We start from the raw sequence: 21,089 nt of genomic DNA, 5'->3' as shown, positions 1-21,089 counted from the left end.
TATATGGATTTGCTGCACCGCGGTCAAACTCCGGCCGCAGATTGGTCGCGAAACCCTTTCGTGACGTCGCATTCAAGCTCCAGTCATGGAACTGCGAGGATAGTCCGTCGTTCGCGTTCCGCTCAGCCACCTAAGGAGTTCCAATGGATAGCGTCAAATATCGGCTCAACGATCCAGGGTTGGCGCCGCGCCGCACCCGGATGGACATCCCGGGCTGGGCGGGCGAACGCCAGCCACGCGCGAATGGCTCGCATGAGCAGGTCTGGCATTGCGTACCATTCTCGGAAGGTGCGCAATATGGCATCGAGCTGTTTTATCCCTACGACTTCGAGCTGCAGGTCACCACGCGCGACGGCAGGCTGGAGCTGTCCGGCGAATGGGGCGAGCCGCCGAGCCCGAGCCTGCAATGGCCGCCATTCCGCAATTTCGGCGATGCCTTCTACACCTACCAGATCCTGCTCGATCTCAAGGTGCCCAACGGCTTTGCGATCCGGACCGAGCCGCATCCGCGATTCTACACCGACCGCACCGATACCTGCCCGATCGCCGTGCCGGCGCTGGTGCGCAGTTTCTGGCCGATGCTGTTCTTCTGCGTGTTCAAGGCGCCTGCCGAGGGCCGGACCCATATCTTCCACCCCGGCGAGCCGTTCGCGCAGGTGATCGTGATTCCCGAGGAGGCGAACTTCACGGTCGAGCCGATGAGCCCCGACGAAGCGGCGGAACGCGAGCTGCAGTCGCGCCGGATCCATGCCAGCCGGCCGGTCCTCGCCAAGGACACCGAATGGGTGTCGAGCACCGATACGGTGTTCGACGGCACCTACCGCCACCTGCATCGCGCAGCGAAGGAGAAGGCGCGCAAATCGTGAGGACGCCCTGCTGACATGAAAGAGGCGCCGACCTCGCGGCCGGCGCCCCGTCAAACCATCATCGCGATGCGATCAGTAGCGATCGTAGTACCAGTGATGGTGGTGATGATGGTGATGGTGGTGATACCAGCGCCGCGGCGGCACCACGTAGACGCGCGGACCATAGCCGTAGCCATAGCCATAGCCGCGCCAGTAGCCATGGTGGTGATGGTGATGATGATGGTGGTGATGGTACCATTGCGCGAGCTGAACCTTCGGCTCGGCCGTCGGCGGTCCCTGCTCGTCGAGTGCTTGAAGCACCTTGGCGGCGTTCGGAATCGGCTCGAGCAGGTCGGCGTAGGAATTGGCCTTCAGGACATCGGTCGGGGCGGGAGCCGCCGACGCCTGCGCCGTGCCGAGCGCGCCGACAGCGGCGACCGCGCCCAACAAGCCTGCGATCTTCTTATCCATAAATCATCTCCTGATGCGCATCGCCCGGATGCAGAAACGTCAACCCCGAATGTTCGTTCCTCGATTCGCCTGATAGTTCGAAACGGCGTCCGAAATCAGGCTGTCAGTCTGTTCAGGAACGTTAACAGGAGCTCATTGACTCGTTCATGTTGCTCCTGCTGCACCCAATGACCGGCGCGATCGATCAGCTCGCACAGCATCATGTTGGTGCACACTCGGGATTGCATCGCCTCAAACACGCCGGGCCGTTGGTAGATGCCCCAGTCTTGCAGGCCGGAGATGAATGCAGACGGAACGTCGATCGTGAGATCCGACCACGTCTGCAATTCAGCGTCGAATAGGCCAGACGTGCCGCAGCGGTACCACTGCAGTCCGCCCTGGAAGCCGTTTCGTTCATATTCGGCGGTGTAGACGGCGAGCTCATGGTCCGGCAGCCAGCGATTCGCCGTGATCGCCGCCGCATCCGGCATCTCCTCGGCGACGGTCCCGGCCATCGTCTTGCCGAGGTCCATCACGTAGTAGGTCGGTAGCTTCGCGAGCTCGCTCGCGCTCCACGCCTGCAGCGGGTAAGGGGCGTTGCCCGCCCAGTCCGCGCTCTTGTGATGGTAATAGGCGCGCAGGAAGTCATGCAGTCCCTGCGGCGCCCGATGCATGTCCGTATTGGCCTGCCGCGTCGCGTAGTACCATTGATAGTGCTTGCGCGGCCGCGGCAGCGCGGCCAGTTCGCGATGCACGGGATCCTCCTGCGGCACGAGGGGATGACCGGCGATGTCGAACGGTGCTGCCGGTGGCCCCGGGAACGGTGCGCTCATCATCACGACCGATCGAAAGACATCGGGGCGGATCACCGCGCACCACGCCGCGACGGGGCTGCCGAAGTCGTGGCCGATGACAGACGCAACATGGCGATGGCCGAATGCATAGACCACGCCAAGCGCATCACGCACCAGATTGGTGAATCGAAACGGCGCGAGATCGCCGTCATAGTCGGCGCTCCACCCCGTGGTGCGGCCATAGCCGCGCTGGTCCGGCGCCAGCACGTGATATCCGGCGGCGGCCAGCGCCGGCATCACCTTGCGCCAGCTATAGGCCAGCTCGGGAAAGCCGTGTAGCAGCAGCATACAGGGGCGGCCGGGCGTCTCGAAGCCGGCTTCCAGCACGTGCATGCGCAGGCCGTTGATGCCGTCGACGAAGCGCGAGCGGATCGTGGATGGGAGGGGAAGCGGGGGAAGGGACTGGGACATGGCGTGCACTCTCCTCGCGTCGTCCCGGCCAAGCGAGCGAAGCGAGCGCGAGCCGGGATCCAGGGATCCATAACCACAGGCGCTCATGTGGCGCCAAGCTGGAGCTTATACCCTTCGCATCATCGGCTGCGGTGGCTATGGTTCCCGGCGCAAGGCCGGGACGACAGCTACCGTTATTGGAGCTATGCCGCGCCCTTCTTCGGCCAGTAGCGCTCGCGCAGGTGGCGCTTGACCAGCTTGCCGGTCGGCGTGCGCGGCAGTTCCGGCTCGAAGTCGATCGAGCGCGGGCACTTGATCGGCGACAGATGCTGGCGGCAGAACAGGATCAATTGCTCTTCGAGCGCCTTGCCGGCGCGCGCCATGTCGTGCGGCTGCACCACCGCCTTGACCTCCTCGCCCATCTCCTCGTTGGGAACGCCGAACACCGCGACGTCGGCCACCTCCGGGTGGGTGATGAGGACGTCCTCGGTCTCCTGCGGGTAGATGTTCACGCCGCCGGAGATGATCATGTAGGACTTGCGGTCGGTGAGATAGAGGAAGCCGTCGGCATCGAGATAGCCGACATCGCCGAGGGTCGACCAGCCCTTGTCATTATAAGCGCGCTTCGTCTTCTCCGGATCGTTGTGATAGGAGAACACAGGTGCGTCGGCAAAGTAGACCGAGCCGATCTCCCCGATGGGCAGCTCCTGGTCGTCCTCGCCGAGGATCTTGATCTTGCCGACGACGGCACGGCCGACGCTGCCGCGGTGCTCCAGCCACTGCTTCGAGGTGCAGACGGTGACGCCGTTGCCTTCGGAGCCGGCATAATATTCAATCAGGATCGGACCCCACCATTCGATCATCCTGGCCTTGACGTCGACCGGGCAGGGCGCTGCGGCGTGGATCGCACCCTTCAAGGTCGAGACGTCGTAGCGCTTGCGGACGTCCTCCGGCAGCTTGAGCATGCGCACGAACATGGTCGGCACAAGCTGTGACTGCGTGACCTTGTATGTCTCGACGAGCTTCAGGAACTCCTCGGCGTCGAAATGCTCCATGATGATCGAGGTGCCGCCGAGCACGGATACCATCATGTTGAAGCGCAGCGGCGCAGCGTGATAGAGCGGTGCCGGCGACAGGTAGATGCTGTCGGCGTTCATGCCGCACATGTCGGCGCAGAGCACGCGCAGGAACTGGTTCGGCTGATCGATCGGATTGCCTTCGAAGTCCTTCTTGATGCCCTTCGGCCGTCCCGTCGTGCCCGACGAGTACAGCATGTCATAGCCGGCGACCTGGTCGGCAATCGGCGTCGTCGGCTGGGCACCAGCCTCCTTGTCCCAGGAGCGGAAGCCGGGCTCGGGCTCGTCGACCATGAAGAACAGCGGGCCGTCCGTGCCGCTCACGAGATCGCGGACCTGCTCGGCGCATTTCGGCGAGGTGATGAAGACCTTGGCGCCGCAATCCTTGATGATGTAGGCGATCTCGTCCTTGGTGAGATAGCGGCTGATCGCGGTATAGTAGAGACCGGAACGCTGCGCGGCCCAGGCGATCTCCATGAAGGCCAGCCGGTTCTCCATCAGGAAGGCGATATGGTCGCCGGCTTTCAGGCCCAGCGCACGAAACAGCTGCGCGCCCTGATTGGAGAGCTCGTCGAGCTCGCGATAGGTGATGGCCTTGCCGCTGCCGGCCATCTGATAGGCGATCTTGTCGGGATGGCTTCGGGCGTGGATGGAGGGGTGGGTCATGAGGGCACACCGCTTGATCAGGATGGCTGTCGTCCCCGCGAAAGCGGAGACCCATAACCACCGAATGAAATTGGGAAGCGAGCTGGAGCTCCAGCTCAGCTCGACCACGAATACGTGGGAGTATGGGTCCCGGCGCAAGGCCGGGACGACACCATTGCTGTAGCGAGGACTACAGCCGCTCCACGATCGTCACGTTCGCCATGCCGCCGCCTTCGCACATCGTCTGCAACCCATAGCGCTTGTTGCGGGCCTTCAGCGCATGCAGCAGCGTGGTCATCAGCTTGGTGCCGGAGCCGCCGAGCGGATGGCCGAGCGCGATGGCGCCGCCATTGACGTTGAGCCTGTCAGGATCCGCGCGGGTTGCCTTCAGCCACGCGGTCGGCACCGAGGCGAAGGCCTCGTTGACCTCGTAAAGATCGATGTCGTCGATCGACATGCCGGCCTTCTGCAGCGCGCGCTGTGTCGCCGGCAACGGCGCCTCCAGCATGATGACGGGATCGCCGCCCATCATGGTCATGTGATGGACGCGGGCGATCGGCTTGACGCCGAGCGACTTCAGGCCGCGCTCGTTGACGACCATCACGCCCGAGGCGCCGTCGCAGATCTGGCTGGCCGTGGCCGCCGTCAGCTTGCCGTTCTCGGCGATCAGCTTGACGTTTCTGATGCCGTCGAGGCTGACGTCGAAGCGGATGCCCTCGTCGATGTAGTGGGTGTCGGTCGAGCCGTCGGCACGGGTGATCTCGAGCGGGATGATCTCGTCCTTGAATTGGCCTGCTTGCGTGGCGGCAATCGCGCGCTGATGGCTGTTATAGGCGTATTCGTCGAGCTCATCCTTCGAGAGTCCGTACTTCTCCGCCATCATTTCCGCGCCGGTGAACTGGCTGAACTGGATGTTCGGATAGCGGCTCTCGATGCCAGGGCTCTTGTAGTGCCCGAAGCCGTTCTTCGCCGGAAGCGTGGAGGAGAGACCCATCGGCACCCGGGTCATCGACTCCACGCCGGCGGCGATCACGACATCCATCGCGCCGGACATCACCGCCTGCGCAGCGAAGTGGAGCGCCTGCTGCGACGAGCCGCACTGCCGGTCGATCGAGGTGCCGGGCACGCTCTCCGGCAGCTTCGACGCCAGCACCGCGTTGCGCGCGATGTTGGTGGACTGCTCTCCGGTCTGCATGACGCAGCCCATGATCACGTCCTCAACCTGGTCCGGCGCGGCGCCGGAGCGCTCGACCAGCGTATCCAGCACCTTCGCGGCGAGATCGGCAGGATGCCAGCCGGCCAGACGGCCACCCTTGCGGCCGCCGGCCGTGCGTGCGGCCGCGACGATGTAGGCTTCCGCCATGACGTGTCCTCCCTAGACTTGGTGTTCGTGATTGCGCGCGATTTAAATGCTCCGATGTCGGTTAGTCAATCGATCAATTAACTCTTGAGATGAACTCCGGCTTCGGCTTATCTGCCGCGATCATCAGCGAGATGCGTCTTGGGACCTCAGCTTCAGAACAGCGTGCCGGAAAAACTTCCCGCGGGACGGAATGCCACCGCGGAGAAGCTGCTGGACGCAGCGAGCGAGCTGATGATTCAGAGGTCCTCGATCGAAATTTCGCTCAGCGACATCGCCCAGAAGTCCGGCGCCAACGCCGCCCTGGTCAAATATCATTTCGGCAACAAGGACGGGCTGCTGCTGGCGCTGCTCGCCCGCGATGCTGCGACCGAGGTCGCCAATCTCGATTATCTGCTGGCGCAGCCACTTGCGCCGACGGCCAAGCTCAAGCTGCACATCAGCGGCATCATCCGCGCCTATCACCGGTTTCCCTACATGAACCGGCTGATCCACTATCTGCTGCACGAGAGCAGCGCCGAAGCCGCGGATGAAGTGTCGAAGTTCTTCGTCGCGCCGCTGTTGGATTTCCATCGCCGACTGATCGAGGAGGGCGTCGCCAGGGGCGAGTTCCGCGCCGTGGATCCGGTGCTGTTCTATACCAGCCTGATCGGCGCCTGCGATCATCTGTTCTTCGGCCGCCACGCGATGTCGCGCGCGATCGGCGTCGGCCCGGTCACCGATGATGTCTGCCGTCAGTACATCGCCCACATGGAGGCGCTGATCTGCGGCGGAATATTGAAGAGGGCGAATGGCGAATAGGGAGTAGCGAATAGAGGTTCGCCCTATTCGCTACTCACCATTCGCTATTCGCAAACAAAAAACGTCCAAGGAGGAAGCGTATCATGCAGTTGAACAACGTTGCCGTTCTCATCACCGGCGGTGGCTCGGGCCTGGGCGCCGCCACGGCGCGCGCCATGGCTGCCAAGGGCGCCAAGATCGCCGTGCTCGACCAGAGCAAGGAGAACGCGGAGAAGGTCGCTGCCGAGCTGAAGGGCGTTGCTGTTCATGCCGACGTGACCGACGAGGAGCAGGTCAAGGCCGGCATCGCCAAGGCAGAGGCGGCGCATGGCGTCGCCCGCGTGCTGGTGAACTGCGCCGGCATCGGCGGCTCGCAGCGCATCGTCGGAAAGGACGGCGTCTATCCGCTCGCGAAGTTCGCCCGCATCATCAACGTCAACCTGATCGGCACCTTCAACGTGCTGCGGCTGTTCGCCGAGCGCCTCGTCACCGCCGAGCCGATCGGCGAGGAGCGTGGCGTCATCATCAACACGGCCAGCGTCGCGGCCTATGAAGGCCAGATCGGCCAGATCGCCTATTCGGCCTCGAAGGGCGGCGTCGTCGGCCTGACCTTGCCGGCGGCGCGCGACCTCGCCAGCCAGAAGATCCGTGTCAACACCATCGCGCCGGGCCTGTTCCTGACGCCGCTGCTGATGGGCCTGAACGAAGAGGCGCGAAAGAGCCTCGGCGCCCAGGTGCCGCATCCGGCCCGCCTCGGCGACGCCTCGGAGTACGGCAACCTCGCGGTTCACATCGTCGAGAATCCGATGCTGAACGGCGAGACCATCCGCCTCGACGGTGCCATCCGCATGGCGCCGCGCTAGCGGCAAGCTCCGCTGTCGTCCCGGCCTTGCGCCGGGACCCATACTCCGCGGCGTCTGAAACAGGCAATCTGACAGACGCCGTAGGTACAACACAAGCCGGTGGCTATGGATCCCGGCGTTCGCCGGGATGATAATAAGGGTGGAGCGCGCGTCATGTCCCAACCGCTGCTGATCGAGCACGACAATGGTGTCGACCGGGTGACGCTCAACCGTCCGGACAGCCTCAACGCGCTCGATCCGGCGCTGATCGACGCGCTCAATGCCTATTTCGAAAGCCTGCAGCGCAATCGTACCACGCGGGTCGTCGTGCTGAAGGGCGCCGGCAAGAACTTCTGCGCCGGGCTCGATCTGAAAGCCGCGATGCAGCGGCGCGGCGGTGTCAATGAGCCCCCTGGCGTCACCGAGTCCTTGGATTCGCAGCGGCGCATCGCCGATATCGTGATGCTGATGCGGCGCTGTCCGCAGCCGATCATTGCGCTGGTGCAGGGCGCAGCCGCCGGCGGCGGCTTCGCCCTGGCGCTCGCGGCCGACATCCGCATCGCGTCGCGCTCGGCGCGGATGAACTGCGCCTTCATCAAGCTTGGCTTAGGGGGCTGCGACATCGGCACCAGCTACTTCCTGCCGCGCCTCGTCGGCGTCTCCGTCGCGTCTGAGCTCATTCTCACCGGCCGCTTCATCGGCGCCGAGCGCGCGCTCATGGTCGGGCTGGTGTCGGAGATCGTCGAGGACGATATGCTCGAGAGCGCGGCCGCGCCGTTCATCGAGGCGATGATGACCGCATCGCCGGTCGGTCTTCGACTGTCGAAAGAATGCCTCAACATGAGCGTCGATGCGTCGTCGATCGAAGCCGTGATCGCCATGGAGGATCGCAACCAGGTGCTGTGCAGCCGCTCCGAAGATTTCAAGGAAGGTATTCAAGCCTTTCTTGAGAAGCGAAAGCCGGTCTATACCAACCGCTAGATATCAAGATCCGCAAAGGACGATATTTCGGGAGACGCAAAATGGACGGGACGGCAGCGAAGGTGCTGGAGAAGCCGGCATTCCGCAAGGTCAATTGGCTGGCGCGCGACATCGATGTCGTCAGGCGCGGTGACGGCGTCATCGTCATCAAGTCGCGCATTCCGCTGCAGGCCTATGAGCCGCATTTGGCGGCGCCGCTCGCCCGCTGGGCCAAGGAGGCGCCGACGCGGACCTGGCTCGCGCAACGCAGCGGCCCCGATCGACGTTGGCGCAAGCTGTCCTATGCCGAGGCGAAACGGACCGTTGACGGGCTGACGCAGGGTCTGCTCAATCTGAAACTCGACGGCCGCCCGGTCGCGATCCTCTCCGGCAATTCGATCGAGCATGCGCTCATCACCATGGCCGCGATGCAGGCCCGTTCGCCGGCTGCTCCGGTGTCGCCGGCCTATTCGTTGATGAGCCATGATCATCTGAAGCTCAAATATCTGTTCGGGCTGGTGAAGCCGGGCGTTGTCATGGTGCAGGACGGCCCGACCTTCGAGAAGGCGTTGAAGGCGCTCGATCTCGACGGCGTCACCGTCATTCATGTCGCGCGTCCGTGCGAGGGCATCCCCAGCGTCAGCTTCGCCGATCTCGCCGCGACGCCGGTCACCGGCGAGGTCGATGCCTCGATCGCGCAGATCACGCCGGATACCGTCGGCAAGCTCTTGTTCACCTCCGGCTCGACCGGCATGCCCAAGGCGGTCATCAACACCCAGCGCATGATGTGCGCCAATGCGGCGATGATGATGCAGACGCGGCCCCGCGGGCCTGATGCGCCGGTCTCTACCGTGCTCGACTGGATGCCGTGGAATCACACCATGGGCGGCAACGCGCTGTTCAATCCGCTCTTGATCGAGGGCGGCACGCTTTACATCGATGACGGCCGGCCGATGCCCGGCATGTTCGACGAAACCATCCGGAACCTGCGCGAGGTCTCGCCGACCTATTACGCCAACGTCCCCGCCGGCTATGCGGCGCTCGCGGCGGCGATGGAAAAGGACGACGCGCTGTGCCGCTCCTTCTTCAAGGATCTGGGCATCATGGCCTATGGCGGCGCGCGGCTGCCTGACGATCTCTATGAGCGGATGCAGGCGCTGGCGGTGAAGACCACGGGCGAGCGCATCGTGTTCTACACCGGCTGGGGCTCGACTGAGACGGCGCCGACCTCGACCGGCACCTATTGGAACACCGAGCGGGTCGGCCTCATCGGCCTGCCGTTCCCCGGCGTCGAGCTGAAGATGGTGCCGACCGGCGACAAGTACGAGCTGCGCCTGCGCGGCATCAACGTGATGCCCGGCTATTTCGGTCAGCCCGAGCTGACGAAGAAGGCGTTCGACGAGGAAGGGTTCTACTGCATCGGCGATGCCGGCGTGTTCGTCGATCCCAATGACCCGGCGCAAGGCATCATCTTCGCCGGCCGCGTGGTCGAGGATTTCAAGCTCACGACGGGCACCTTCGTCCATGTCGGCTCGCTGCGCACCGATGCGATTGCAGCCGCAACGCCGGCGATCCACGATGCGCTGGTGACGGGGCAGGACCGCGAATATGTCGGTCTCCTGGCCTGGCCCAATCTGCACGCCTGCCGCCAGTTGGTCGGTGATCCCAATGCGACGTTCGAGGACGTGGTGAAGCATCCGGCCGTCATCGACTGCGTCCGCCGCGGTCTCGAAGCCCATAATAAAGAGTGCGAGGGCGCGACCAGCCGGCGCATCGGCCGCGCCATGTTGATGGTCGAGCCGCCCTCGATCGACGGCCATGAGCTGACCGACAAGGGCTACATCAACCAGCGCGCCGGTCTCGAACGCCGCGCCGCGCTGGTCGAGCGGCTCTACGCGGCCGAGCCCGACAGCGACGTGATCGTGCTGTGATGACGCATTTTGAAACCGTCATTCCGGGGCACTCGCGCAGCGAGTGAACCCGGAATCCAGAGATAAATCAGATCGAGATTCCGGGTTCGATGCTGCGCATCGCCCCGGAATGACGATCAGGAAGCAGGTGAGGCCATGAACTTCGATTTCTCCGACGACCAGAAGCAGCTGCGGGACCAGGCGCGGAAATTCCTCGCCGAGAAGTGTCCGCCCAAGGCGGTGCGTGTCGTGCTCGATGGCAAGGAGCCGTATGACCGCGCGCTGTGGAAAGGCTTTGCCGAGATGGGCTTCCTCGGCGTCGCCATTCCGGAAGAGTACGGCGGCGCGGGCGCCGGTCATCTCGAGCTCTGTGTGATCGCCGAGGAGGTCGGCCGCGCGCTGGCGCCGGTGCCGTTCTCGTCGACGGTCTATCTCGCCGCCGAAGCGCTGATGCTGGCTGGCAGCGATGCGCAGAAGCAGGCCTGGCTGCCGAAGATCGCCAATGGCGAGGCCATCGGCACGCTGGCGCTGTTCGAGGGCACCGGCAATCCGTCGCCCAAGGCGATCAAGTGTGAGGCCGCCAACGGCGTGCTCAACGGCACCAAGAAGCCGGTGGCCGACGGTGCCATTGCCGATCTCGTCATCGTTGCCGCGCGCACCGCGTCCACCGGCCGTGACAGCGACATCTCGCTGTTCCTGGTCGACGTGAAGGCCGGTGGCGTCGCGGCCAAGGAACTCACCAACCTAGATCCGACCCGCGGCCAGGCTGAGCTCACCTTCACCAACTGCAAGGCGGAGCCGCTGGGCGCCGCCGGCGAGGGCTGGAGCATCATCACCCAGGTGCTCGATCGCGCCGCGGTGCTGACGGCGTTCGAGCAGGTCGGCGGCTCCGACCGCGCGCTGGAGATGGGCCGCGACTACGCGCTCGACCGGATCGCCTTTGGCCGGCCGATCGGCTCGTTCCAGGCGGTCAAGCACATGCTGGCTGACATGTACGTCTCGGCGACCTTGGCGCGCTCCAACTCCTATTATGGCGCCTGGGCGCTCTCGACCAATGCGCCGGAATTGCCGGAGGCCGCGGCCTCAGCGCGCATCAGCGCGACGCAAGCCTTTCAACACTGCGCCAAGAACAACATCCAGGTTCATGGCGGCATGGGCTTCACCTGGGAGTTCGACTGTCACATGTACTACCGACGCGCCAACGCGCTCGCGCTCGGTCTCGGCAGTCTGTCCTATTGGGAGGACCAGCTGATCGACCGCAAGCGCAATGCGGCGTGAGGCAAGGTGAGAACTCGTAGGGTGGGCAAAGCGAAGCGTGCCCACCATCGCGTCATGTGATTGCAACGGTGGGCACGGCGCGCTGCGCCTTTGCCCACCCTACGAAAGCAGGGTTTGACCATGAACTTCGATGACACCCCGCAGGAGGCTGCATTTCGCGCCGAAGCCCGCGCCTGGATCGCGGCCAATGCGCCAAAGCAGTATGAGGACGAGCTGCGCGCCTCCTCGCTCGGCCGCGTCGCGCTGAAGGACGCCAATATCCTCGACGTCGCCAAGGCTTGGCAGAAGAAGAAGGCGGAGGCCGGCTGGGCCTGCCTGCATTGGCCGAAAGACTATGGCGGCCGCGGCGCCTCGCCGATCGAGCGCGTGATCTGGCAGCAGGAGGAGGGGCCGTTCGGTAAGCTCTCCGGCATGTTCATCATCGGCCACGGCATGTGCGGCCCGACCATGATGGCCTACGCCTCCGAGCAGCATAAGCGTGAATATCTGCCGCCGCTCGCGTCGGGGGAGAAGGTCTGGTGCCAGCTGTTCTCCGAGCCGGCCGGCGGCTCCGACGTCGCCGGTTTGCGCACCCGAGCCGAGAAGCGTGGCGACGACTGGGTGATCAACGGCCAGAAGATCTGGACATCCGGTGCGCATTACTCCGACTACGGCATCCTGCTGACGCGCACCGATCCCACGGTGCCGAAACACAAGGGGCTCACCATGTTCTTCCTGGACATGAAGAGCCCGGGCGTCGAGATCAGGCCGATCAAGCAGGCCAGCGGTCACTCCGATTTCAATGAGGTCTATTTCACCGACGTCGTGATCCCGGATTCGCAGCGTCTCGGCGCCGTCAACGACGGCTGGAACGTCGCGCTGACAACGCTGATGAACGAGCGCATGTCGATCGGCGCCGGTGTCTCCACCGGTTTCCCGGAGCTGTTCGACTTCTGCTCGAACGTCATGCTCGATGATCGGCCCGCGATCGAGGACCGCAACGTTCGCTCGAAGCTGGCGAACTGGGCGGTGAAGGCGAGCGGACTGAAATACACCAGCATCCGCGCCATCTCGGCGCTGTCGAAGGGCGAGCGGCCGGGACCTGAGAACTCGATCGGCAAACTGGTCGCCGGACCAATGATCCAGGACGTCGCGGCTTACGCGCTGGACCTGCAGGGCGCCGCCGGCGTGCTGAGCGGCCCGGAGGCTGAGCTCGCCGGAAAATTCCAGGCGATGCTGCTGCGCGCGCCCGGCACCCGCGTCGAAGGCGGCACCGACGAGATCATGCGCAACATCATCGCCGAGCGCGTGCTCGGGTTGCCGGGTGACATCCGGGTCGACAAGGACGTGCCGTTCAATCAGGTGCCGACCCGGGGACGAAACTAACACGTGCAGTCGTAGGGCGGGTTAGCGCAGCGTAACCCGCCGTCAGCTCGTACAACGCTGATCAAGTGGCGGGTTACGCCTTCGGCTAACCCGCCCTACGCATCGGGAGTGAGGGTTAGACCATGAATTTCGACGATACCCCGCAGGAAGCCGCTTTTCGCGACACCGCGCGCGATTGGATCGCGGCCAACGCGCCGAAGGAGCTGGAGGAGGAGCTGGCGAGCTCCTCGCTCGGGCGTATCCGGCTCAAGCATGCCGACATCGTCGAGGTCGGCAAGGCCTGGCAGAAGAAGAAGTCCGACGCCGGTTGGGCCTGCCTGCACTGGCCGAAGGAGTATGGCGGCCGCGGTGCGACGCCGATCGAGCGCGTGATCTGGCAGCAGGAGGAGGGCGTGTACGGCAAGCTGACGCAGCCGTTCCAGATCGGCGAGGGCATGTGCGGCCCGACCGTGATGGCCTATGGCAGTGAGGACCACAAGCGGCGCCATCTGCCCAAGCTCGCTTCCGGCGAGGAGATCTGGTGCCAGCTGTTCTCTGAGCCGGCGGGCGGCTCCGACGTCGCGGGTCTGCGCACCCGCGCCGAGAAGCGCGGCGACGACTGGCTCATCAACGGCCAGAAGATCTGGACCTCGGGCGCGCACTATTCCGACTATGGCCTGCTGATCACGCGCACCGATCCCACCGTGCCCAAGCACAAGGGCCTGACGATGTTCTTCCTGGACATGAAGAGCCCGGGCGTGGAGGTCCGCCCGATCAAGCAGGCCAACGGCATGCAGGAGTTCAACGAGGTCTATTTCACCGACGTGGTGATCCCGGACAGCCAGCGGCTCGGCGCGGTCGGCGACGGCTGGAACGTGTCGCTGACCACCTTGATGAACGAGCGCATGTCGATCGGCGCGCGGCTCGCCACCGGCTTCCCGGAGATGTTCGAGTTCTGCGCCAATCTGATGACCGAGAGCGGACTCGCCATCGACGATCGCGCCACGCGCTCGAGACTGGCGTCGTGGGCGGTCAAGGCCAGCGGGCTGAAATACACGAGCTATCGCGCGATCTCGGCGCTGTCCAAGGGCGAGCGGCCGGGACCTGAGAATTCCATCGGCAAGCTGGTCGCCGGCGTCATGCTGCAGGATATCGCAACCTACGCGATGGATCTCGAAGGCGGCGCCGGCGTGCTGACCGGCGCGGACGAGGCGGTGACGCAGGGCCAGTTTCAGCAGATGCTGCTGACCTCGCCCTCGATGCGCATCGCCGGTGGCACTGACGAGATCCTGCGCAACATCATCGCCGAGCGCGTGCTCGGCCTGCCCGGTGACATCCGGGTCGACAAGGACGTGCCGTTCAACAAGGTGCCGACCAAGGGGCGGAGCTAATCCACGGCATCACGACGACTGTCATTCCGGGGCAAGGCCGCAGGCCTTGAACCCGGAATCTCGATGTCGGCTCGGGTTTATTCTGAACAATGTCGAGATTCCGGGGGCGGTCGCCGCGGCGACCGCCCCCGGAATGGCGGGGTGTGGAGGGCGAGCACAACGCGAGCGCCTCCGGTCGAACTGTACGGAAGGTTATCATGTCATCAGCGGCGCCAAAGTCAGAGCAAGATCCCATCACCATTCTCGAAGAGCTGATGGCCGCGCGCTTCTCCTGCCGCAGCTTCCGCGCGGAGCCCGTGCCGCGCGCCACCATCGAGCGCATCCTGGCGGCGGCGCAGAAAACCGCGTCCTGGTGCAACAGCCAGCCCTGGCTGGTCGAGATCACGTCGGGCCCGGCGACCGAGGCTTTCCGGAAGGTGATGTATGCGGCGGCCTCCAGCGGCAAGCCGGCGTCAGGCGACTTCCCGTTTCCGCGCGAATACACCGGCGTCTATCTGGACCGGCGGCGCGAGAGTGGTTTCCAGCTCTACAACGCGCTCGACATCCCGCGCGGCGACAAGGCCGGCTATGCCCGGCAGGCGCTGCAGAACTACAACTTCTTCGGCGCGCCGCATGTGGCGATCATCCACAGCTACGAGGCGCTCGGCACCTACGGCGCGATCGACTGCGGTGGCTACGTCACGAGCTTCATGCTGGCGGCGCAGGCGCTCGGCATCGCCACCGTGCCGCAGGCGGCGCTGGCATTTCATTCCGACGTGGTGCGGCAGCATTTCGGATTAGGTGACGACCGCAAGGTGGTCTGCGGCATCTCGTTCGGTTATCCCGATCTCGGTCACAAGGCGAACTCCTACCGCACCAGCCGCGCCGCGGTTGCCGAGACGGTCCGTTTTCACGACGAATAACTTCGCGTCCGTAAGTCGTGCGCGCGTATTTGTTGCCGGCGGAGTTCCGTTTTGCGGGACTCCGGACGGGGCAGGACGACCCACGAGTCCCTTTTTGTAAACCGAGTTTGCTGAACAGGGAGCAGCTCGGGCGGCGGTGCCATGATTTTGCCGAGCTGTCGTCCACGTTCGGCGAGCGCGTTTCGGCAACGATGCTCGCGCTCTCCTGCCCGACCTTCACATCGAAAGCCGCTCTGAAATCAACAGTTTGTCCGCAATCCGCCAATCGAGGCTCACTGCTGCGGGGACCGGAGGGGTGGCGAGGGTCGGTGCAGGAGCGCTAGTGGTTGCTGTTGCTCGATTTGGGCGCGCATTTTTCCCTGAGCTCGTGGGCTTCAAGCAATGATATTGACAAAATCCTCTCCAACATTTTGAGTTGCATTGCCCGAGCGTCAACGATGCAAAATTGTAGTAGCTCGATGATCTTCTCGATTGAAGGTTCAGTCACGGCTCAAAACCTGAAGTGTCAGCGATGGATTCCATGAATACGCCCTCCAACCTTTACGTCCTCGAGGTGGATGAGGCGACGCTCCTTGGTCACCGCCTCTTGAAGGCTTTCCATAAGCTCAGGCTGAAGCGGCACCGGGAACAGCTCATTGCGCTGGCTGAGCGGCTCGTGGAAGATGAAGAAAGATATCCGGCAGGGCCTGGCGGCTGACGTCTTCGAGTCCTTGCCACGTCAGCGTCGGCCGCGTCAGGCCGATCTGCTTGCAGAGTGACTTCCACGTCGTTTCATCGCAGTCGACGAGCACGGCCATTACCGACATCCCATCCATCATGTGAGGTACGCCGAGCGGCCGCGCCTTCCAGCCGCACTTCTCGAACCGCGGCAGCCACCAGGTTTCAAGCACGATCGAAAAGCCGGTCAACCCGATCGAGATGCCGTACTCCATGATCGCAGTCAGCAGCAGCATGTCGATCCGCGGGCCCGCATGCTCGCCGCGGCGCTCGGGGATCACGAAGATGCGCGACAGCTCGTAGACGTCCGGGCGCTGGATCGTGCCGCGCAGATTCAGATACGGGAAGATGTCGCTCATCAGCGTCGGCATCAGCGTTGGCACCGCGCGCATCGAGCCGATCAACTGGCCGTTGTCGATGCAGAACAGATAGACCGAATCCTCGGTGTCGAACTGATCGATCTCGCGCCCGTCGGGACGATCGAGCGCCGTCCACTTGCGCTGCTTGACGTAAATCTCGTGGCGCAGCCGGTAATACGGATCGAAATATTTCTCGTACAGAGCGCGATTATCTTTTCGAACGACATGAATCTCAGGCATCGAAACCCCCGGTCGTCTGAATCAAATTGGGGTTTGCAGATTGCCGATGCGCTCGAATTGATCCAGTGGGAGAAACGCCAGATCAGATCGAGATCTCGCCGTTGACAAGAGCGGTCGCAACCGTCGCCGTCTTGTTCTTGGTCGAAAGCTTGCGCTGCGCCTCCTCCAGATGCCAACGGACGTTGCGTTCGGAGACGCCGAGGATGCGTGCCGTCTCCCACGCGGTCTTGCCGCGCGCCGCCCAGCTCAGCACCTCGGCCTCGATCCGCGACAGGCGTCGGCTCTGGTTGCTCGCGGCGGAGCGCGCCAATGCGCGCAGCCTGCTGTGCGTGAAGATGCTGATCAGGTGCAGCGCGCCCCGCGCGTCCGGGGCGAGATTCGGATTTTCGCCTGCAAGGCTGACGGCGCCCACGGCATCGTCGTAGTGGATGGGAACGCAGAAGCCTTCGTTCAACCGGAAGTCCTTCGCGCGCATCATCACCTCATGCGCGCCGGGCTCGTCCTCGCGGTTGTAGGGCACCTCCGTCCACGCGAATGGATTCAATGTCGAGATGCAGTGCCGCGGAATCGGATCGCAGCGGTGGAATTGCTCGCGCGCATACATGTCGAACCATTCCCGCGGCCAGCCGTTGGCGAGAATGGTCTGCTGCAGCGATTGGCCCGAGGTCGGCACGCCGGCCATGATGTAGGCGTGAAAGCCCAGGTCGCTGATCATCTTCTCGAACTGGGAGAGCACGCTTGCGCTGGTCTTCGACGCCTCGATCGCATCGACGTACTCCAGAGCTCGTCGTCCCCAATACGCGTCCATCACTTGCATGTGAAAGTCTCCGCCCGCGGTTCAAGCTAGCCACGGACAAAAAGCTGTCAACCGCAAATTGGAGGTTTAGGTCGATAGTTCGTTGAGCGTGTGTCAGAACACCGGCTGGATACAGACGTTTGCATGCAAAATTTATCAGTTCGGGGCGCGGCTGCGCTCAGAATGTCGGCGTTCTCTTCTCTGCAAACGATCTCATGCCCTCCTGGATTTCTGCGCCGCTCATGCTGTCCCGATGCCTGCGGCGAGCCGCCGCATCGTCGAGGGCTCCGCGTGCAAACTCGTTGATGGCGCGCTTCATGCCGCGCATGGCCTGCGGGGCGTTGCCGGCTAGAATGGCCGCCAGCCGGTCGACCTCCGCGTCGAGCGCATCGGCCGTCGCCACACCGGTGAGATAGCCGATGCGCAGCATCTCAGCCGCGTTGATCTTCTCCGCCGTCAGGAACAGACGCTTGGCATTGTCGATACCAAGGCGGGACACGTAGCGCTTGATGCCATTCGGGTAGTAGTGCAGCCCGAGCCGCGCCGCCGGCATGAACATCTCGCTGGTATCGACCCCGATCCGGAAATCGCAGGCCAGTGCCAGATCGGTCGAACCGCCATAGACCCCGCCGTTGAGCCGGCAGATCGTCGGCAGAGCGAGGTCCTCCAGCCGGTCGACGACCTCCTCGAATGCCGGGCTGGAAGCCTCGGCCGTATCCGCCGGCGTTGCGCCGATGGCGCCAAGGTCGAAGCCGGCGCTGAAGGCGCGTCCGGTGCCGGTCAACACCAGCAGGCGCAAGGCCGGGTCGGCCTCGACCTGGTCGAACAGCGCCAGCAGCGCGCCGAGATCCTCCGGCTGCAGCCGGTTGAGATGGCGCGGACGGTTGAGCCGAATGGTGGCGCGGGCGCCGTCGATGGTCAGGAGCGGCTTGCTCGGCGCGTCATCGGCCTGGGTGGTTCGTCCGGTCGTCATGTCCTGTTCTCCATGGTTCGGCGCTTGGCCTCGGCATCGATGCTCTGCGCCAGATCGGGGTGGCGTGCCAACAGCACGCGGAAATCGATGAGGTCGAGGACCAGCAGCTTCGACAGCCTGGTCGTGCTGATGTCGGCCGAGCGCAGGTTGTTCCCGAGCAGCGCCATCTCGCCGAAGAACGCGCCCTCGCCGAGCCGGACCTTCTTGCCGGGAAGGTCGACCTCGACCTCGCCAGAGGCGATGAAATACATGCAGTCGCCCGGCTCGCCCTTGCGGATCACGGTGGCGCGCGGCGGCAGGTCGATGGTGCGCAGCATCTGCGCGACGTCGGCGATCGTGGAGGGCCCGAGGCTGGCGAAGAACGGTACCCTGCTGACCGATTCCCAGGTCTTCAGAAAGTTGTCGCGCCGGGTTTCCGCGGCGAAGCCGGTGGCCAGGATGCCGGTCCACAGGCCGAAGACGCCGAGGCCGGAGATCATCACCGTGGCGGCGACCACCCGCCCGAGCGGCGTGATCGGCACCACGTCGCCATAGCCCGTGGTGGTGAGGGTCGCGACGGCCCACCATAGCGCGGACGGGATGGTGCCGAAGGTGGCCGGCTGCTCGTCGTGCTCGAGCGCGTATTCGGCGACCGATCCGAGAAACAGCACCAGCAGGAACAGCACCAGCACCGACAGCAGCGGGCGTGCTTCGACCACGAGCACCCGGCGGAGTTGGCGTAGGCCCGGGACGCCGGAGGTCACCTTGAGCACCCAGATGACCGCCAGCAGCCACGCGGTGCGTACCTCCATGCCCGAGACCAGCGCGACCGGAACGGCAAGGCCGGAGAGCGTGTCCAGCAGCCCCCGGCCCGACATCAGGTAGGCGGCGGCGCGCTGCGCCCGCGCCGCCTGCTGAACCCGAACGGCCCATTCGACGACGAAAAAGACAAGGCATCCCCACAGCAGGGCGATGATCCAGCGCCGTCCAGCTTCGTAGGCCGGGTCCATCGTCAACAGCACCGTGGCGCTCATGCCGAGCGCCACGGCCACATAGGCCGCTCTGGTCATGTTGCGCCCGGCCAACGCGGTGACGAATGCCGCCATGGCAGGGTGCTGCGGTTTGGTCATGGGCGGCGGGCGTCAGTCGCTGGTCTCAGAGCCGCAGGAGATCGCGGCGGCGTCAAGGTGCCCCGATCGGGGAAATCCCGTCAACGATGCGGGTCGGTCGGTTGGGCAGCGTCATCCGGCAGGTCCAGCCGTTCTACTTCGAGCGGGGAATTTTTCCGTGCCGGCTCAAATACCGGTTCAAACGTCGTCTGATCGCCGTATATCAGAGGTCGGCATGGACACGCTAAATTAGGCAAAAGGAGGCCGGAACCGAGCGTCCGCCCTCCCGCGTCCCAAGAGTCTGGTTGATCCCGATGGATACCTCACACCTGGTCGAACATGCGGGCGCCGCCGGCAGCCTCTTCGCCTCGATCTTCGTGGTCGCCACGCTGTCGATGCGGACGATGATTCCGCTGCGGGTTTTCGCCATCCTCACCAACATCGTCCTGATCGCGACTGCGGTGCCGATGCACAACTATCCGGTCCTGATCCTGCACGGGGTGCTGCTGCCGCTCAACAGCTACCGGCTCCACCAGATGCTGCAGCTGGTCCGCGACGTGAAGCAGTCGGTCAACAGCGACCTCTCCATGGAATGGCTGAAGCCGTTCATGACCGAGCGCAAATGCGGTCCCGGCGAGGTGCTGTTCTACAAGGACGAGAAGGCCGACAGCATGTACTACATCGTCAGCGGCCGCTTCCGCCTGGTCGAATCCGGTATCGAGCTGCCGGTCGGTGCGATCGTCGGCGAGTTCGGCATGATCTCGCCGTCCAATACGCGCACGCAGACACTGGAATGCGTCGAGGGCGGCCTGATCCTGTCGGTCTCCTATGACCAGGTCGAGCAGCTCTACGTCCAGAACCCCGCCTTCGCCTTCTACTTCCTGCGCCTCGCCAGCGCCCGGCTGTTCCAGAACATCGAAACGCTCGAGCGGCGTCTGGCGCAACAGACCACCGCGCCGGCGCCCGTCGCCAAGCCGGCGTGATCCGGGAGCCTGAAGCCCAGTGAAAAGCGTCCGGTCCTCGCTGCGATATCTCTTCGCCGACGTCATCGGCGGCGATGATGGCGAGCCGCCTTTTCTGCCTCAGGGCCTTCCTGACGCCGCCGTGCCGGCGGTGAGCGATGGCATCCATCTGCTGATGGAGTATCAGGGCGCGAGCTACGCGCAGCTCTATGTCGATCGCATCAAGCGGTTCGTGCGCAGATCGAACGTCGATGCCGGCATGCTGTCCGAGATCGCGCAGCTGCTGGCCGCCCGCATGGCCTATGAGGATCCGATCCGGATCGCCCAGCTCAGATTGATCAGCCTCGACATGGGGCGGCGCCCGGGGGGGCGCGAGAGCGACGACGTCAGGAGGTTCCGCCTCGACGAGCTGATCGGTGCGCTGCCGCAAGCCGTGGCGGAATCGTTGCTGGCAGTCTTCGAGCAGATCGGCTGGCTGGGTCGGCGCCGGGTCAAGGTCCGCTTTTCGGTCCGATCGCGGTTGGCCATTCGCCGCCTCAAGCTGATGGCCGGCCTGCGGCGCTGGCGGCTGCAGTCGGTGCGCTATGGCGAGGAGCGCGCCTGGGCCGAGCGGTGGCTGCACATGATCGCGCGCGCGCTGGACAAGCAGCCTGCGGCGGCGCCCGCCGTGATCGCGACGGCGACCATGATCCAGGGGCAGGGCGACGGCTACCGGCAGGGTCTCGCCGATTGGCATGCCATCATCGATGGCCTGGCCAAGCCCACCTTCGATGGCGTCCTGCCGATCTCGGATCTTGCCTCCGCCATCGCTGAGGCGCGCGCCGTTGCGCTGGCAGAGCCGGGACAGGGGGCGCTGAAGCGGACCATCGCGCAGATCCGGGCGAGGGCGCTCTCAGTGCCGAAGGCCAACGCCGCGGAATGACGCCG

Annotated in this window: 19 protein-coding genes; 11 read left to right on the top strand and 8 right to left on the bottom strand. The window is 64.5% G+C overall.

The genetic code is table 11. The annotated features are described in order from the left end of the window. The first annotated feature begins 143 nt into the window (after positions 1-143). Positions 144-866, top strand: a complete 723-nt coding sequence (locus QX051_RS06695; RefSeq protein ID WP_315775534.1) for a hypothetical protein — start codon at positions 144-146, stop codon at positions 864-866. A gap of 72 nt (positions 867-938) precedes the next feature. On the opposite strand, the gene QX051_RS06690 is transcribed toward QX051_RS06695, so the two are convergent. The 4 genes from QX051_RS06690 to QX051_RS06675 form a co-directional block, all read right to left on the bottom strand. Beyond that, on the bottom strand, positions 939-1,316 hold the full coding sequence (locus QX051_RS06690; RefSeq protein WP_315734788.1) for a hypothetical protein: 378 nt from the start codon (positions 1,314-1,316) through the stop codon (positions 939-941). A 95-nt stretch (positions 1,317-1,411) separates the two neighbouring features. After that, a complete protein-coding gene (locus QX051_RS06685) occupies positions 1,412-2,482 on the bottom strand; it encodes an alpha/beta hydrolase (protein ID WP_315775849.1) in 1,071 nt (356 codons plus the stop codon). Between the two features lie 260 nt (positions 2,483-2,742). Continuing rightward, complete coding sequence (locus QX051_RS06680) at positions 2,743-4,281, bottom strand: acyl-CoA synthetase (RefSeq protein ID WP_315734786.1); 1,539 nt, start codon at positions 4,279-4,281, stop codon at positions 2,743-2,745. A 169-nt stretch (positions 4,282-4,450) separates the two neighbouring features. Then, complete coding sequence (locus QX051_RS06675) at positions 4,451-5,623, bottom strand: acetyl-CoA C-acetyltransferase (RefSeq protein WP_315775533.1); 1,173 nt, start codon at positions 5,621-5,623, stop codon at positions 4,451-4,453. Between the two features lie 138 nt (positions 5,624-5,761). Here QX051_RS06675 and QX051_RS06670 point away from each other — a divergent pair, with 138 nt between their 5' ends. The 8 genes from QX051_RS06670 (at position 5,762) to QX051_RS06635 (ending at position 15,027) form a co-directional block, all read left to right on the top strand. Further along, positions 5,762-6,421 (top strand): TetR family transcriptional regulator, encoded by a 660-nt coding sequence (locus QX051_RS06670; RefSeq protein WP_315775532.1) that lies wholly within the window; start codon positions 5,762-5,764, stop codon positions 6,419-6,421. Between the two features lie 83 nt (positions 6,422-6,504). Next, complete coding sequence (locus QX051_RS06665) at positions 6,505-7,263, top strand: SDR family NAD(P)-dependent oxidoreductase (protein ID WP_315775531.1); 759 nt, start codon at positions 6,505-6,507, stop codon at positions 7,261-7,263. 153 nt (positions 7,264-7,416) lie between these two features. Then, positions 7,417-8,223 (top strand): enoyl-CoA hydratase/isomerase family protein, encoded by an 807-nt coding sequence (locus QX051_RS06660; RefSeq protein ID WP_315775530.1) that lies wholly within the window; start codon positions 7,417-7,419, stop codon positions 8,221-8,223. A 41-nt stretch (positions 8,224-8,264) separates the two neighbouring features. Continuing rightward, positions 8,265-10,133, top strand: a complete 1,869-nt coding sequence (locus QX051_RS06655; RefSeq protein ID WP_315775529.1) for an AMP-binding protein — start codon at positions 8,265-8,267, stop codon at positions 10,131-10,133. A gap of 135 nt (positions 10,134-10,268) precedes the next feature. Beyond that, complete coding sequence (locus QX051_RS06650) at positions 10,269-11,390, top strand: acyl-CoA dehydrogenase family protein (RefSeq protein WP_315775528.1); 1,122 nt, start codon at positions 10,269-10,271, stop codon at positions 11,388-11,390. A 120-nt stretch (positions 11,391-11,510) separates the two neighbouring features. Further along, positions 11,511-12,755, top strand: a complete 1,245-nt coding sequence (locus QX051_RS06645; RefSeq protein ID WP_315775527.1) for an acyl-CoA dehydrogenase — start codon at positions 11,511-11,513, stop codon at positions 12,753-12,755. 122 nt (positions 12,756-12,877) lie between these two features. After that, positions 12,878-14,125, top strand: coding sequence for an acyl-CoA dehydrogenase (locus QX051_RS06640; protein WP_315775526.1), 1,248 nt, complete (start codon positions 12,878-12,880; stop codon positions 14,123-14,125). Positions 14,126-14,379: 254 nt separating this feature from the next. Continuing rightward, a complete protein-coding gene (locus tag QX051_RS06635) occupies positions 14,380-15,027 on the top strand; it encodes a nitroreductase (protein WP_315775848.1) in 648 nt (215 codons plus the stop codon). A gap of 632 nt (positions 15,028-15,659) precedes the next feature. On the opposite strand, the gene QX051_RS06630 is transcribed toward QX051_RS06635, so the two are convergent. The 4 genes from QX051_RS06630 to QX051_RS06615 all read right to left on the bottom strand — a co-directional run bounded on the left by QX051_RS06630 (position 15,660) and on the right by QX051_RS06615 (position 19,221). Then, positions 15,660-16,343 carry an acyl-homoserine-lactone synthase gene (locus QX051_RS06630; RefSeq protein WP_315734768.1) on the bottom strand — a complete coding sequence of 228 codons (684 nt, stop codon included), beginning with the start codon at positions 16,341-16,343 and terminating at the stop codon, positions 15,660-15,662. Positions 16,344-16,425: 82 nt separating this feature from the next. Continuing rightward, positions 16,426-17,160 (bottom strand): LuxR family transcriptional regulator, encoded by a 735-nt coding sequence (locus QX051_RS06625; RefSeq protein WP_315734766.1) that lies wholly within the window; start codon positions 17,158-17,160, stop codon positions 16,426-16,428. A gap of 157 nt (positions 17,161-17,317) precedes the next feature. After that, positions 17,318-18,112: an enoyl-CoA hydratase/isomerase family protein gene (locus QX051_RS06620; RefSeq protein WP_315775525.1), complete on the bottom strand. Its 795-nt coding sequence runs from the start codon at positions 18,110-18,112 to the stop codon at positions 17,318-17,320. Next, complete coding sequence (locus QX051_RS06615; RefSeq protein WP_315775524.1) at positions 18,109-19,221, bottom strand: cyclic nucleotide-gated ion channel; 1,113 nt, start codon at positions 19,219-19,221, stop codon at positions 18,109-18,111. The genes QX051_RS06620 and QX051_RS06615 overlap by 4 nt, the downstream gene beginning before the upstream one ends. Before the next feature lie 293 nt (positions 19,222-19,514). Between QX051_RS06615 and QX051_RS06610 the strand changes: the two genes are divergently transcribed. Beyond that, positions 19,515-20,183, top strand: coding sequence for a cyclic nucleotide-binding domain-containing protein (locus tag QX051_RS06610; protein ID WP_315713745.1), 669 nt, complete (start codon positions 19,515-19,517; stop codon positions 20,181-20,183). Positions 20,184-20,202: 19 nt separating this feature from the next. Then, positions 20,203-21,084, top strand: coding sequence for a DUF6537 domain-containing protein (locus QX051_RS06605; RefSeq protein ID WP_315772641.1), 882 nt, complete (start codon positions 20,203-20,205; stop codon positions 21,082-21,084). Positions 21,085-21,089 lie beyond the last annotated feature (5 nt).

Origin of the sequence: Bradyrhizobium sp. SZCCHNR1053 (assembly GCF_032381235.1) — a bacterium.
GTDB lineage: Bacteria > Pseudomonadota > Alphaproteobacteria > Rhizobiales > Xanthobacteraceae > Bradyrhizobium.
This window is presented reverse-complemented; position numbering and strand designations above follow the sequence as displayed.

What these genes read in the sequence shown, in the direction of transcription:
- QX051_RS06690 (WP_315734788.1), bottom strand. Translation starts at nt 1,316, where the DNA reads ATGGATAAGAAGATCGCAGGCTTGTTGGGCGCGGTCGCCGCTGTCGGC.
- QX051_RS06625 (WP_315734766.1), bottom strand. Translation starts at nt 17,160, where the DNA reads ATGCAAGTGATGGACGCGTATTGGGGACGACGAGCTCTGGAGTACGTC.
- QX051_RS06675 (WP_315775533.1), bottom strand. Translation starts at nt 5,623, where the DNA reads ATGGCGGAAGCCTACATCGTCGCGGCCGCACGCACGGCCGGCGGCCGC.
- QX051_RS06615 (WP_315775524.1), bottom strand. Translation starts at nt 19,221, where the DNA reads ATGACCAAACCGCAGCACCCTGCCATGGCGGCATTCGTCACCGCGTTG.
- QX051_RS06645 (WP_315775527.1), top strand. Translation starts at nt 11,511, where the DNA reads ATGAACTTCGATGACACCCCGCAGGAGGCTGCATTTCGCGCCGAAGCC.
- QX051_RS06695 (WP_315775534.1), top strand. Translation starts at nt 144, where the DNA reads ATGGATAGCGTCAAATATCGGCTCAACGATCCAGGGTTGGCGCCGCGC.
- QX051_RS06640 (WP_315775526.1), top strand. Translation starts at nt 12,878, where the DNA reads ATGAATTTCGACGATACCCCGCAGGAAGCCGCTTTTCGCGACACCGCG.
- QX051_RS06655 (WP_315775529.1), top strand. Translation starts at nt 8,265, where the DNA reads ATGGACGGGACGGCAGCGAAGGTGCTGGAGAAGCCGGCATTCCGCAAG.
- QX051_RS06620 (WP_315775525.1), bottom strand. Translation starts at nt 18,112, where the DNA reads ATGACGACCGGACGAACCACCCAGGCCGATGACGCGCCGAGCAAGCCG.
- QX051_RS06680 (WP_315734786.1), bottom strand. Translation starts at nt 4,281, where the DNA reads ATGACCCACCCCTCCATCCACGCCCGAAGCCATCCCGACAAGATCGCC.
- QX051_RS06685 (WP_315775849.1), bottom strand. Translation starts at nt 2,482, where the DNA reads ATGCACGTGCTGGAAGCCGGCTTCGAGACGCCCGGCCGCCCCTGTATG.
- QX051_RS06635 (WP_315775848.1), top strand. Translation starts at nt 14,380, where the DNA reads ATGGCCGCGCGCTTCTCCTGCCGCAGCTTCCGCGCGGAGCCCGTGCCG.
- QX051_RS06650 (WP_315775528.1), top strand. Translation starts at nt 10,269, where the DNA reads ATGAACTTCGATTTCTCCGACGACCAGAAGCAGCTGCGGGACCAGGCG.
- QX051_RS06665 (WP_315775531.1), top strand. Translation starts at nt 6,505, where the DNA reads ATGCAGTTGAACAACGTTGCCGTTCTCATCACCGGCGGTGGCTCGGGC.
- QX051_RS06630 (WP_315734768.1), bottom strand. Translation starts at nt 16,343, where the DNA reads ATGCCTGAGATTCATGTCGTTCGAAAAGATAATCGCGCTCTGTACGAG.
- QX051_RS06660 (WP_315775530.1), top strand. Translation starts at nt 7,417, where the DNA reads ATGTCCCAACCGCTGCTGATCGAGCACGACAATGGTGTCGACCGGGTG.
- QX051_RS06610 (WP_315713745.1), top strand. Translation starts at nt 19,515, where the DNA reads ATGGATACCTCACACCTGGTCGAACATGCGGGCGCCGCCGGCAGCCTC.